Genomic DNA, 12316 nt, shown 5'->3' on the forward strand with positions numbered 1-12316 from the left:
GCCATGCCCCATATCGTCTGCCATTACTCCGCGTCGTCCGATATGCCGCCAGTTCTCGATGTGATGCTGGGGCTTCATCGCGCTGCCGCGTCGACCGGCGTGGTTCAAGCTGATGATCTCAAGATCCGTGCGCAGCCGTTCACGGATTATCTGGTCGCCGGCGAGGAACGCTCGTTCTTTCACGTCTCGCTGTATCTGCTGGCTGGCAGGACCCCGGAGCAGAAGGAGCGTCTCAGCATCGTACTGCGGCAGGAACTCTCGGAGCTTCTGCCGGGCATCCACAGCATTAGCATCGACATTCGCGACATGGATCCGCAGGCCTACAAGAAGCGGCTGCTCGACATTCCGTCCCGTTCCGCACGGCAGGGCTAAACCAGCAGCGGTTTGGCCGTGACAGCCATGTCCTTGAGCAGCGGGAGGAAGCGGTCGATCATTTCGCCGGTGGTGATGCGGTCGACATGCGCGCCGATGTTTGCCGCCGCCACGACCGCACCGTCGTAACGATGAATCGGCACCGAGATCGAGCGGAAGCCGGGTTCGGCTTCGCGGTCGACCAGCGAATAACCCTTGCTTCGGTCGCTGATGATGGTGGCGACGACGGTGGACTTGTCCGTGACGGTTTCCGGCGTCTGGGCTGTCAGCGTCATGGCATCGATTGCGGATTTTAGCTCTTCATTGGAGAGGCGGCCGAGCAGAACGCGGCCCACCGATGTGCAATAGGCGGGCAGCCTGTAGCCGATGTCGATGCCGGCGGAAAAAACCCGCGCCGGACTGGCTCTTGCGACGAAGACGGCTTCCTGCCCGTCCAGAATCGCGAGCGAGCAGACTTCCTTGGCCTTTGTCGAGATGTCGTCCATCAGCGGCTGCATGACAGCGACGATCTGGTTGGACGACAGATAGGCCGAAGCCAGCGCCAGCACGCGCGGCGTGAGCGAAAACAGTCGCTCGTCGCCGGCGACGAAGCCGGACTTCTGGAGGGTCAGCAGAATTCTTCGGGCGGTGGCGCGCGGCAGATTGGATGCCTTGGCGATATCGCTCAGGGTCATCGGGCGGTGTTCGGTGCCGAACGATTGCAGCACCCGAAGGCCGCGGTCGAGACTTTCGATGAACTCGCCGCCCTCGCGTCTGGCTTCTTCTTCCTCTGCGGTGCGCTTCACGCGGGGCATGCTCGGTCGGCCATTCTTTCCGGTCATGAGTCGATCTGCCCAGACGAGACCATACTTCGCCGAATTATGCACCCACCGCTTTGATTGGTGTCAAAAGTGACTTGAAGTCGAACGAGAGGTCAGCCGCCTGTTCCGGCGTTGGTGATATGCCGCTGCCGATCAGCCGTCTGGCCGCCATCTGGTCGCCGGCGCGGTTGACGCTATCCACGGCGCAGAGCCTGTCCTGGCGATAGTAGAAAACCGAGAACTGCCCGTCTTCCAGCGATCCGCGGATGGCGTGCCGGTTGAAATTCCGGGACAGTCCCACGGTCTGCAATTTCGCGTCGTATTGATCGGACCAGAAGCGCGGCACGCTGTCGTAAGGTCCGGTTTTTCCCGCGATGGCGAGTCCGGCGGCCTTGGCCTGATCCTGCGCATTCTGGACCGATTCCAGACGAAGCCAGCCTTGCGCATGGGCGTTGTAGTGATTGGCGCAGTCGCCCGCTGCATAGATATCCGGGTCGCTGGTCATGCCGTGCTCGTCGACAACGATCCCGTCGGTGCAGTTCAACTGCGCATCGCGCGCCAGCTGGTCGTTCGGCACGCCGCCGATTCCCACCAGAACGAGATCCGCGCGCAGCCGTGCGCCGCTTTGCGTGGTCACGAAGCCCGCGCGGCCGTTGTGCTCCTCGATTCCCGCAACGCTCTCGTTGAGCCGCACATCGACGCCGTGGCGGGTGTGCAGATCGAGCAGGAATTGCGAGACGACCGGCGACACCGCGCGTTCCAGCAGCCGTGAGGCGCTCTCGATAACGGTAACTTTCTTGCCGAGCTTGCTGGCGGACGCCGCGACCTCGAGGCCGATGAAGCCGCCGCCGATGACAACGATCTCGGCTGCGTTGCGCAGCCGTTCCTTCAGCTCGATCGCGTCACGGATCGAGCGCAGATAGCACACGCCGTCCAGGTTCGAGCCGGGAAGGGCCAGCCGCCGCGCGCGAGAGCCTGCGCCGATGAACAGCTTGCCGAAATCGAGCGCGGTGCTGCCGTTGATCGAAAGTTGCCGCGCCCGCCGGTCGATCGCATGCACGCGCGTTTCCAGAATGAGATCGATCTGCTTGAGCTTGAAGAATGCGTCGTCGCGAAGGACCAGACCATCCTGCGTGACCTTGTCGAGCAGGAAATCCTTGGACAGCGGAGGGCGCTGATAGGGCAGCAGATGATCGTCGGCGACGACCGTGATGCGCTCCGCATAGCCGCTGTCGCGTGCCGACAGTGCGGCCTGGATGCCGGCGTAGGATGCACCCACGACAACGAGGCCGCTCATGATTGCGCCCCCGGAATATGGACGGTCAGGGCCGTGATCGAAGGCGGGAGTTTCAATTGGCAGCTCAACCGGCTGGTGGGTTTGCGGGTGGCGGTAACCGAGCCAAGCAGCTCGAGTTCTTCCGGCTGCGGTGGCGCCAGAACGCCAGAATGGCTGTCATCTATGTAGACATGGCAGGTGGCGCAGTCGAGGCAGCCGCCGCACTCGCCATCGATTCCAGAAACGCCATTGCGGATGGCGGCGAGCATGACGCTCGTCCCGCTATCGACGCTCACGACATTCTCTGAACCGTCGGGCTGAATGAATGTGATCCGGGCCATGACCATGTCCGCTGCTGAGCTCTACATGCAAAGTTCATTAAACGAACATATGGGCGTTAAACGAACAAATCAAGCCAAACAAGCGAGGCCTTCCATTGATTGACTTCGCATTTGCAGCATAAATAGGCGCTCACAGCCTGCAAATTGCACTTGCACGTTTTCCAGTTTGGAGACAGTCTAACAAATATCGCACATATGTTCATTCATCGAACAAATGAATGCGAGGCGCGAAACGCGGAGAGCCAAGAGCAAGGCTCGCCGGTGTGAGGTCAGGTTGGAAATTGCTGCTTGCGGCAATTTTTCATCTGCCGGGCCTCGCGTGTTGCGGTGGAAAGGTTTTCAATCGTTGAAGCTTCGCGGCTTCAACGTGGCCCAACGCGGGTCATCGATGTCTTCGGCAAGGAATCGTCTCGGGACCGGAAGGAAGCAACAGCCATGATGAGCCAAGAGCAAAACGATCTGATCACCCGCACAGGCCCGGCCGATCCCGCAGGAAAGTTGCTGCGGATGTACTGGCAGCCGGCGGCGCTGGTTGACGAACTCGAAGGCCTGCGACCGATCAGGGCGGTTAGGCTGCTGGGCGAGAACTTCGTTCTGTTCCGCGACGAGCAGGGCCGTTACGGAATGATGGATCGCGATTGCCCGCATCGCGGCGCGGATCTCGCCTTCGGCCGGCTTGAGAATGGCGGCCTGCGCTGTGCCTTCCATGGCTGGCTGTTCGACGTTCAGGGCAATTGTCTTGAGACGCCCGCCGAGCCCGTTGGATCGGTTCTGTGCAAGAATATCAAGCAGCGTGCCTACCCCGTCGTCGAGAAGGGCGGCATCCTGTGGGCATATCTGGGCGAGGGCGAGCCGCCCGCGTTTCCGGAGATCGACTGCTTCGTCGCGCCGGGTGCCTATACGTTTGCGTTCAAGGGGCTGATCGAATGCAACTGGCTACAGGCGCTCGAGGTCGGCATCGATCCGGCGCACGCCTCGTTCCTGCATCGCTTCTTTGAAGACGAGGACCTGGAAAAGTCCTACGGCAAGCAGTTCCGCAGCGCGTCAGCCGGCAGCGATCTGCCGATGACCAAGATCCTTCGCGAGTACGATCGCCCGATTATCAACGTCGAGAAGACAGAGTACGGGCTTCGTCTTGTGGCGCTGCGCCAGATCGATGACGAGCGCACCCATGTCCGCGTCACCAATCAATTGTTCCCGCACGGCTTCGTCATTCCGATGAGTCAGGAAATGACGATCACGCAGTGGCATGTGCCGGTCGATGACACGCATTGCTACTGGTATGCGATTTTCACCAGCTACACGACGCCGGTCGACAAGAAGAAGATGCGCGAGCAGCGTCTCGAACTGTACGAACTGCCGGACTACAAGTCGCGCCGCAACAAGACCAACGACTACGGCTTCGATCCGCACGAGCAGGCCACCGAGACCTATACCGGCATGGGCCTCGACATCAACGTCCACGATCAGTGGGCCGTCGAATCCATGGGGGCGATCCAGGACCGCACGCGCGAACATCTCGGGCAGTCCGACAAGGCGATCGTGCAGTATCGCCGGCTGCTGCGCCAGGAAATCGAGAAGGCGGTTGCCGGCGGCAAGCCGCTGCTGTTCCTCGATGAAGCGCACGCACGCAGCATTCAGGGGCCTGCGACGATGGATGGCATCGGCCCAACGCGCGGCTGGGAAATCTACTGGATGGAAGTCGACGTGAAGCGGCGGCGCGGTGCGCCGTGGGCTGCGCCGATTCCAGCCGAGATCGCCGAAAAAGTACCGCATCTCACTGCGGCCGAGTAAGGATCTGCTGAGCCAATGTCAAGGAAAGCAACGTCATTGAGCTTTGTCGCGCGGCATCGTCTTTGGTCCGAGGAGCAGAACGAAGCGGCGGTCCGCCTTCGGCGGATTGTCGAAGAGAAGGGACTCGACACCATCCGGTTGTCGTTCCCTGATCAGCACGGGATTTTGCGTGGCAAGACGCTGGTCGCGAGCGAGGCTTTGCGCATTCTTGAAAGCGGCTGCACGATCACGACCACGATGCTTGCGAAGGATACGTCGCACCGCACCGTGTTCCCGGTGTTCACCGCCGGCGGCGGTTTCGGGATGACCGAGATGCAGGGCGCCGCTGACGTCCTGATGATTCCCGATCCAATGACTTTCCGGGTGCTGCCCTGGGCGCCGACCACGGGCTGGATTCTGTGCGACGTTCATTTCGCCGACGGGCGCGCGGTGCCGTTCGCGACGCGCGGTCTCTACAAGTCGGTCCTGAAGAAACTGTCCGCGCGCGGCTATGATTTCATGGCCGGGCTCGAAGTCGAGTTTCACGTTTTCAAGGTCAACGACCCGAAGATGCAGCCGGGGCATGCCGGTCAGCCCGGCGAACCGCCGGATGTCAGTCTTCTGTCGCACGGCTATCAATATCTGACCGAGCAGCGCTACGACCAGATGGAGCCGGTGCTCGAACTGATCCGGCGTGACGTGGTGGCGCTGGGTCTGCCGCTACGGTCGATCGAGGTCGAGTTCGGTCCCAGCCAGTGCGAGTTCACTTTCGCGCCGGCGGTCGGGCTCGATCCGGCAGATACGATGGTGCTGTTCCGCAGTGCGGTTAAACAGATCTGTCATCGCCACGGCTATCACGCGACTTTCATGTGCCGCCCGCGCATTCCGAATGTTGTGTCATCAGGATGGCATCTGCACCAGTCGCTGGTATCCCGTGCCGACGGCCGCAATGCCTTCATGTCCGATACCGATGGGGAGTTCCTCTCGGACTTCGGCAAGGGCTATCTCGGCGGGTTGCTCGAACACGCCCGCGCAGCCACCGTGTTCACGACGCCGACCATCAACGGTTACAAGCGCTACCGGTCCTATTCGCTGGCGCCTGATCGCGCGATCTGGGGCCGGGACAACCGCGGCGTTATGATCCGCGTCCTGGGCGGTCCAAAAGACCCGGCCACACGGTTCGAGAACCGGGTCGGCGAGCCGGCGGCAAACCCGTATCTTTATATGGCGTCGCAAATCCTGTCGGGACTGGATGGCGTGGACCGTGCCATTGACCCGGGACCCTCCGCGGATACACCTTACGAGACCAAGGCCAGCCTGTTGCCGAAGTCGCTGCGCGAAGCGGTTTTCGCGTTGAACGACGATCCATTTTTCAGGAACGCAATGGGCGCGGAACTGGTAGATTATTACGTGCATATCAAGAACGCCGAGATCGAGCGCTTCCAGGCCGAAGTCACCGAGTGGGAGCAGCGCGAGTATTTCGAGATGTTCTGATGGCTGGCGCCGAACGAGCTTGAATAAAACAAAACAGGAGCAGGGGACCACATGAACAAGGCTGTAAAATACGCGTGTACTCTGGCAGTCGCCGGACTGATGTCGGGCGCGGGTCATGCCGACACGATCAAGGTTGGCGTCATCGGGACCATGTCGGGGCCGTATGCATTGTTCGGCCAGAACTTTAAAGCGGGTATCGACGCCTGGGTTGCCGAGAACGGCACCAAGGTCGCGGGCCACGATGTCGAGTTCATTTATCGCGACGAGGAATCGCCGAATCCCGCAAAATCCAAGGCGCTCGCGCAGGAATTGATCGTCAAGGACAAGGTGCAGTACATCGCGGGCCTTTATTTCACGCCTGACGCCATGGCGGTCGCGCCGCTGCTTGAAGAAGCAAAGACGCCGATGATTGTCTTCAATGCGGCGACATCCGCGATTGTCGAGAAGAGCCCGTACATTGTCCGCACTTCCTTCACCATGTGGCAGAATACCGTTCCTGCCGCCAAGGTCGCGAAGGCAAAGGGCGCGAAGAAGGTAGCGATCGCCGTCACCGACTACGGTCCCGGTATTGATGCGGAGGCTGCGTTCAAAAAGACCTTCGAAGCTGACGGCGGAACGATCGTTGAAGCCATTCGCATGCCGATCGCCACCACCGACTTCAGCCCGATCATGCAGCGCATCAAGAGCTCGGGCGCTGACACCATCTTCACGTTTCTGCCTGCCGGGCCTCCGACGCTGGGTTTCGTGAAAGGTTATATCGATAACGGTTTGAAGTCGGCTGGCGTCAAGCTGATCTCGACCGGTGACGTGGTGACGGAGCCGGATCTTCCGAATATCGGCGACAACGGCCTCGGCATTCTGTCGACCTATCACTATGCGGTGTCGCACGCGTCGCCGGAAAACAAGGCGTTCCTTGGGCGGCTCGCCAAGGTCGGGACGTCGGCTGACAACGTCACGATGACATCGGTGGCCGCTTATGACGGTGCGCGCGTGATCTACAAGATGATCGAAGCCACCAATGGCCAGCGCAATCCGGAGAAGGCCGTTGCCGCGGTCAAGGGCATGAAGTGGGTTAGCCCGCGCGGTCCGGTATCGATTGATCCGGCGACGCGGCACATCACGCAGAATGTCTACCTGCGCGAAGTCACCAAGCAGGACGGAAAACTGATCAACAAAGAGCTTCAGACGTTTGAAGCTCAGCCCGACTGGGCGCTGGTCAAGAACTAAGCCACATACTTTCCTCTCAAGATTGGCGCGAGTTCGCTCGCGCCAATCTTTTAGCTAGCGGACAAATTGGCCGAGCAATGCTGCACAGCCCGGACTCCCTGCGATTCCTCAATGCGCGGATTTACCGATCCGCCGATGACACGCGGCCGGCCAATGCGCTTGTCACTCGAAAGGGCGCTGTTCACTGGGTTGGCGACGGACCGGACGCGCCGGAAGCCTCCCGCACCATCGACATGCAGGGCGCGACGATCATCCCGGGTTTGACGGATGCGCATGTCCATCTGTTCGCTATCGCCAACGAGCGGCAACAGATTCCACTCAATGCATCGGGCGTGCGCACCGTGCGCGATGTTTTAAACCGGCTGTCGGAGGCGGCGATAGCCACGCCGCCCGCTCGATGGATCAGGGCGGTGGGTTTCGATGAGAATAATCTCGCCGAGCATCGTTATCCCACGCGGGATGAGATCGACGCCGCTTCGCCTGATCATCCTGTCATCATTCGCCGCTTTTGCGGGCACACCGCGATACTCAATAGCGCTGCGCTAAGGCTTCTTCAGATCAGCGATGGTGTCTCCGATCCGCCGAGCGGATCGTATGGACGCGACGCGACGGGGCGCCTGGATGGCAGCGCCAAGGAGAGTGCTGCGGAAGCGGTGTTTCGCGCGATTCCGGCCATCGATCCGGCAGCGATGGCTACTTCGTTGCGTGAAACCATCGAAGACAGCATCCGTATGGGCTTGACCGCGGCCGTCGAAGCCGCCGTTGGCTTCACCAGCGGGTTCGACGATGAATTCGCGGTATGGAAGTTGCTTCGTCAGGACTCTTCGTTCTCGCCGATCCGTCTTGGATTCATGTATCAGCTCGATCCAAAAGATGCCGCTATGCGCGGGTTCATGCCGCGCCGCGACCCTGATTGGCAGGCCATGACGCTGAAGTTTTTCGCGGACGGCATTGTCGGCGCGCGCACCGCGGCGATTAGCCAGCCGTTTGCCGACACCAACTCGCTCGGTTTCTTCATGCGCGATGAAGCAGATCTTGAGCGCGTTATTGTCGAAGCGCATCTCGGCGGCTGGCAAACCGCGACCCATTGCGTTGGCGACCGCGCGTCTGCACGGGTCATTTCGGCATTTGAGAGGGCCGAAAAGGCGCTGCCGGGACAACAGTCGCGTCACCGCATCGAACATTATTTCTGCCCACCCGATGGCGGTCTTGCGCGCATGAAGGCGCTGGGTGCTCTGGTTGTCACCCAGCCGAGCTTCTTGACGCGCATGCGCCGCTCGATCCTTGAAGCATTCGGGCCGGATGCTCACAGCAAATATCCCGCACGTTCCGTGATCGATGCCGGTGTTATTTATGTCGGAAGCTCCGATGCGCCGACGGGACATGTGTCGCCATGGGTCGGCATGGCAAATGCCGTGGATCGCGGCGCGTCCCTGGGGACGCCGATCGGTGCGAGCGAAGCTTTGACACGCCGGCAGGCTATCGGCAGTTACATCCATGGCGGCGCATTCGCGATGAAGCAGGAGGACTGGCGTGGCACGCTCGTGCCGGGCATGTCGGCGGACTTCATCGCCGTCGACCGTGATCCTTTCGATGCATCCAACGATCTTGCGGCGACTAAGGTCCTGATGACAGTGCTTCGTGGTACCGTGCGCCATGACACGCTGTCAGCCGCTGCCAAGATGCAGGCGGAGGTGCATTAATGCTGACCGCTCTGAGCATCCTGCTGGACGCGATTTCCTACGGCATGGTGTTGTTCACCATCTCCATCGGACTGTCGATCATGATGGGTCTGATGCGCGTCGTGAATCTGGCCCATGGCGCATTTGCAATGATCGGGGGGTATCTCGCGTCATATGCGCTGAAGACGCTCGGCATCAGCTATCCGATCGCCATTGTCCTCGCCGTCATCGGCACGATCCTGATCTCGATTCCGTTCGAGGTTTTGCTGTATCGTCGCATCTATCGGCACTCCGATGCGCTGACCCAGCTCCTGCTTACCATCGGCATCACCTTCGTTATCATCGGTTTGGCGAACTTCACGCTCGGTCCGACCTCGAAGCCGATCCCGCTGCCGGCTGCGCTCAGCGGTCCGTTCGATCTCGGCTTCCGCATGATTTCGACGCACCGGCTAGTGGTGATCGCGTGCGGGCTCGTGACGGCGCTGGCGTTATGGCTGTTGATTGACAAGACGGAGTTCGGCGTGCGGATGCGCGCCGCCGTCGACAATGGCGACATGGCGGAATCGCTCGGCATTCGCACACAGTGGATTTATTCGGCGACCTTTGCGCTGGCGGTTGGCCTCGCGGCATTCGGCGGCGTACTCGGCGCGGAGATGCTGCCGATCGAGCCGTTCTATGCGCTGCGCTACATGGTTACGTTCCTTGTGGTCGTCTCGGTGGGCGGGGCGGGATCGATCCTTGGTGCGCTTGCAGCGTCATTGTTTCTGGGGCTTGCGGACACCACTGGAAAGTATCTGGCGCCGGAGTTCGGCGAGTTTTTCTTCTATCTCGCGGTGATCCTGACGGTGTTCCTGTTTCCGCGCGGCCTTCTCGGACGGGCGCACTGACATGACCGAGCAGACCATCAAATACGATGTGCCGCGGTCCGGATTTCCGCTCCAGCAGGAAGCTTTTGGTCTGCTCGCAGTCGCGGTGGTGGGCGCGATCGGCTATTTCGCGTTTCCTGACGACCTCGCGTTCCTGACGCGGCTGATCAGCATCACTTTTCTCGTTCTCTCGCTCGATCTCGTCACCGGCTATTGCGGTGTCGCGACACTCGGGCAAGCGGCTTTGTTCGGCGTCAGCGCCTATGCGGTCGGCAACGCCTGTATCGCCGGCGTTACGAATCCGCTGGTCCTGCTCGCGATCGGCGCCTTTACCGGCTCCGTGATGGGGCTGATCTCCGGCGCGCTGATCACGCGCTTCCACGGATTGCCGCAGCTCGTGCTGTCGATCGCGATCGGCCAACTCGTCAGTTCGCTCGCCAACAAGCTGTCTTCGCTGACGGGCGGTAGCGACGGTCTGTCTGGTATCACGCCAGCGCCGATCTTCGGTGTGTTTTCGTTCGATATGTATAGCAGGACGTCGTACATCTTCTCATTGGTGACGCTCGCCGTCGTCATGGTGCTGCTGCTGAGATTCGTTCGCTCTCCGTTTGGCTTGCTGTGCCGCGGGATCAAGGACGACTCTCTGCGCGCGCTGATGATTGGAGCATCGGCTTATCCACGGTTAGTCGTGATGTACGGCGTGTCCGGAATCGTTGCGGGTCTCGGTGGAGCTCTGATGGCGATCAACACCGGCGTCGTCGGGCTCGATAGCGTCAGCTTCGAGCGATCCGCCGAAGTCCTGGTCATGCTGGTGCTGGGCGGAGCCGGAAACCTGTGGGGCGCGCTGGCAGGTGCCGTGATCTTCCAGATTTTCGAACATATCGTTTCGGCTGCTAATCCCTTCCACTGGATGACTCTGGTCGGGCTGCTGCTGATCATCATTGTCATCTTCGCGCCGCGTGGCCTCGGGCACAGCATCGCCTCTCTCTGGGCATTGTTCTCGCAGCGGAGGTCTCGCCCATGAGTGCGCTGCTCGAGCTGCGAAATGTCTCGAAGTCGTTCGGCGGTTTGCACGTCAACCGTGATGTCTCCTTCAGTCTCGGCAAAGGCGATCGTGTGGCGCTGATCGGCCCCAACGGCGCGGGCAAGACCACGCTGGTCAATGTGATTTCCGGCGATCTTGCTCCATCCGATGGCCGCGTATTCTTTGAGGGCAACGACGTTACCAACATTTCCATTCCGGGACGTGTTCGGCACGGTCTGGCGCGAACCTTCCAGATCACGCGCCTGTTCACCAGCCTGACGGTTGCGGAAAATGTCGCGCTGGCTGTCATGCAGCGCAAAGGCATGACGCGGAAGTTCCTGTCGGTGGCGACTTTCGCGCCAGGTGTCCGCGACGAATGGATGCACATTCTTGGCATTCTCGGCATTGCGCACCTGTCGCAGCTTCCTGTCGCGAAGCTTGCCTACGGCCAGCAACGGCTGCTGGATCTCGCGATCGGCCTGGCTCTGACGCCGAAGGTTCTGCTGCTGGATGAGCCGGCCGCTGGCGTTCCGCACGACGAAGCACCCAAGATTCTCGACGCGATCAATCGCCTGCCGTCCGATATCGCCGTTCTGATGATCGAACATGACATGGACCTTGTGTTCAGGTTCGCGAAGCGCGTGCTCGTGCTTGCCAATGGCCGCATGATTTTCGAAGGCAGCCCGGAGGATGTCACGAAGGACGACGAGGTTCGCCGCGCCTACCTGGGGAGCTATGCCGATGCCAGCCGCACGGCTTGAAGTTGAGCGCCTGAGCGCGGGTTACGGCCCGACACAGATCGTCTCGGACATGTCGTTCGAGGTGCCGGCTGGTGGCCGCCTCGCGATCCTCGGTCGCAACGGTGTTGGCAAGACGACGCTGCTGGCGACGCTGATGGGGCTGTCGACGCGGCATCACGGGCGCATTGTTGCGAACGGACAGGACATCAGCGCGATGCGAACCTCGGCACGCGCGTTGTGCGGCATGGGATATGTGCCGCAGACGCGTGACATTTTCGGTTCGTTGACGGTGGAAGAGAACCTGTCGACGGGCTTCAAGACGCGCGAACGGGACGGTCTTGCCGGAATTTACGAGATGTTTCCGCGCCTCGCGGAACGGCGCCGTCATCTCGGCCTTCAATTGTCCGGCGGCGAGCAGCAGATGCTGTCGATGGCGCGGACGCTGCTTGGCAAACCGTCCGTCCTGCTGCTGGATGAGCCGCTGGAAGGGCTGGCGCCGGTGATCTGCGATCAGTTGATGGAAACCATCTCCCGGCTCGCAACCAGCGGTGATATGACGATCATCCTGGTTGAGCAGCAGATTGAGCGTGCGCTGAATTTCGCGGATCGCGTCATGGTGGTAGAGCGCGGCCGCGCGGTCTGGGAAGGTGCGTCCGCGGAACTGAAGTCGGATCGGGCGCTGGTGAATCGGCTGCTCGGTGTGGGCATCCACTGATTGAAT

12 protein-coding genes are annotated in these 12316 nt (G+C 60.9%); 9 read left to right on the forward strand and 3 right to left on the reverse strand.

The window, feature by feature from the left end; genetic code table 11:
- Positions 1–3 precede the first annotated feature (3 nt).
- Positions 4–372: a 5-carboxymethyl-2-hydroxymuconate Delta-isomerase gene (locus AC1Q6J_RS02890; protein ID WP_492277828.1), complete on the forward strand. Its 369-nt coding sequence runs from the start codon at positions 4–6 to the stop codon at positions 370–372.
- Here the strand turns inward: AC1Q6J_RS02890 and AC1Q6J_RS02895 are convergent.
- From AC1Q6J_RS02895 to AC1Q6J_RS02905, 3 genes are all read right to left on the reverse strand, one after another.
- Positions 369–1166: an IclR family transcriptional regulator domain-containing protein gene (locus AC1Q6J_RS02895; RefSeq protein ID WP_492278150.1), complete on the reverse strand. Its 798-nt coding sequence runs from the start codon at positions 1164–1166 to the stop codon at positions 369–371. The two genes, AC1Q6J_RS02890 and AC1Q6J_RS02895, sit on opposite strands and share 4 nt — an antisense overlap.
- Before the next feature lie 64 nt (positions 1167–1230).
- Positions 1231–2469 (reverse strand): NAD(P)/FAD-dependent oxidoreductase, encoded by a 1239-nt coding sequence (locus AC1Q6J_RS02900; RefSeq protein WP_492277829.1) that lies wholly within the window; start codon positions 2467–2469, stop codon positions 1231–1233.
- Positions 2466–2789 (reverse strand): 2Fe-2S iron-sulfur cluster-binding protein, encoded by a 324-nt coding sequence (locus AC1Q6J_RS02905; RefSeq protein WP_492277830.1) that lies wholly within the window; start codon positions 2787–2789, stop codon positions 2466–2468. Before AC1Q6J_RS02905 ends, AC1Q6J_RS02900 begins: the two co-directional genes overlap by 4 nt.
- Positions 2790–3224: 435 nt before the next feature.
- On the opposite strand from AC1Q6J_RS02905, the gene AC1Q6J_RS02910 reads away from it, so the two are divergent.
- The 8 genes from AC1Q6J_RS02910 to AC1Q6J_RS02945 all read left to right on the forward strand — a co-directional run bounded on the left by AC1Q6J_RS02910 (position 3225) and on the right by AC1Q6J_RS02945 (position 12310).
- Positions 3225–4583: an aromatic ring-hydroxylating dioxygenase subunit alpha gene (locus tag AC1Q6J_RS02910; protein WP_492277831.1), complete on the forward strand. Its 1359-nt coding sequence runs from the start codon at positions 3225–3227 to the stop codon at positions 4581–4583.
- 15 nt (positions 4584–4598) lie between these two features.
- Positions 4599–6056, forward strand: a complete 1458-nt coding sequence (locus tag AC1Q6J_RS02915; RefSeq protein WP_492277832.1) for a glutamine synthetase family protein — start codon at positions 4599–4601, stop codon at positions 6054–6056.
- Between the two features lie 51 nt (positions 6057–6107).
- Positions 6108–7283 carry an ABC transporter substrate-binding protein gene (locus tag AC1Q6J_RS02920; RefSeq protein WP_492277833.1) on the forward strand — a complete coding sequence of 392 codons (1176 nt, stop codon included), beginning with the start codon at positions 6108–6110 and terminating at the stop codon, positions 7281–7283.
- A gap of 77 nt (positions 7284–7360) precedes the next feature.
- Positions 7361–8986 (forward strand): amidohydrolase, encoded by a 1626-nt coding sequence (locus AC1Q6J_RS02925; protein ID WP_492277834.1) that lies wholly within the window; start codon positions 7361–7363, stop codon positions 8984–8986.
- Positions 8986–9852 carry a branched-chain amino acid ABC transporter permease gene (locus AC1Q6J_RS02930; protein ID WP_492277835.1) on the forward strand — a complete coding sequence of 289 codons (867 nt, stop codon included), beginning with the start codon at positions 8986–8988 and terminating at the stop codon, positions 9850–9852. The genes AC1Q6J_RS02925 and AC1Q6J_RS02930 overlap by 1 nt, the downstream gene beginning before the upstream one ends.
- A 1-nt stretch (position 9853) precedes the next feature.
- Positions 9854–10855: a branched-chain amino acid ABC transporter permease gene (locus AC1Q6J_RS02935; protein WP_492277836.1), complete on the forward strand. Its 1002-nt coding sequence runs from the start codon at positions 9854–9856 to the stop codon at positions 10853–10855.
- The gene (locus AC1Q6J_RS02940) at positions 10852–11616 is read left to right on the forward strand and encodes an ABC transporter ATP-binding protein (RefSeq protein ID WP_492277837.1); all 765 of its coding nucleotides are present in this window, start codon (positions 10852–10854) and stop codon (positions 11614–11616) included. Before AC1Q6J_RS02935 ends, AC1Q6J_RS02940 begins: the two co-directional genes overlap by 4 nt.
- Positions 11597–12310: an ABC transporter ATP-binding protein gene (locus AC1Q6J_RS02945; protein ID WP_492277838.1), complete on the forward strand. Its 714-nt coding sequence runs from the start codon at positions 11597–11599 to the stop codon at positions 12308–12310. Before AC1Q6J_RS02940 ends, AC1Q6J_RS02945 begins: the two co-directional genes overlap by 20 nt.
- The last annotated feature ends 6 nt before the right edge of the window (positions 12311–12316 follow it).

This window comes from Afipia sp. MLSD5-FHT05B12, from assembly GCF_058793355.1.

Bases quoted from the DNA above. Each gene is read 5' to 3' on its own strand.
- AC1Q6J_RS02905 (WP_492277830.1), bottom strand. From the start codon at position 2,789: ATGGCCCGGATCACATTCATTCAGCCCGACGGTTCAGAGAATGTCGTG.
- AC1Q6J_RS02945 (WP_492277838.1), top strand. From the start codon at position 11,597: ATGCCAGCCGCACGGCTTGAAGTTGAGCGCCTGAGCGCGGGTTACGGC.
- AC1Q6J_RS02930 (WP_492277835.1), top strand. From the start codon at position 8,986: ATGCTGACCGCTCTGAGCATCCTGCTGGACGCGATTTCCTACGGCATG.
- AC1Q6J_RS02925 (WP_492277834.1), top strand. From the start codon at position 7,361: ATGCTGCACAGCCCGGACTCCCTGCGATTCCTCAATGCGCGGATTTAC.
- AC1Q6J_RS02895 (WP_492278150.1), bottom strand. From the start codon at position 1,166: ATGCCCCGCGTGAAGCGCACCGCAGAGGAAGAAGAAGCCAGACGCGAG.
- AC1Q6J_RS02940 (WP_492277837.1), top strand. From the start codon at position 10,852: ATGAGTGCGCTGCTCGAGCTGCGAAATGTCTCGAAGTCGTTCGGCGGT.
- AC1Q6J_RS02915 (WP_492277832.1), top strand. From the start codon at position 4,599: ATGTCAAGGAAAGCAACGTCATTGAGCTTTGTCGCGCGGCATCGTCTT.
- AC1Q6J_RS02900 (WP_492277829.1), bottom strand. From the start codon at position 2,469: ATGAGCGGCCTCGTTGTCGTGGGTGCATCCTACGCCGGCATCCAGGCC.
- AC1Q6J_RS02935 (WP_492277836.1), top strand. From the start codon at position 9,854: ATGACCGAGCAGACCATCAAATACGATGTGCCGCGGTCCGGATTTCCG.
- AC1Q6J_RS02910 (WP_492277831.1), top strand. From the start codon at position 3,225: ATGATGAGCCAAGAGCAAAACGATCTGATCACCCGCACAGGCCCGGCC.
- AC1Q6J_RS02890 (WP_492277828.1), top strand. From the start codon at position 4: ATGCCCCATATCGTCTGCCATTACTCCGCGTCGTCCGATATGCCGCCA.
- AC1Q6J_RS02920 (WP_492277833.1), top strand. From the start codon at position 6,108: ATGAACAAGGCTGTAAAATACGCGTGTACTCTGGCAGTCGCCGGACTG.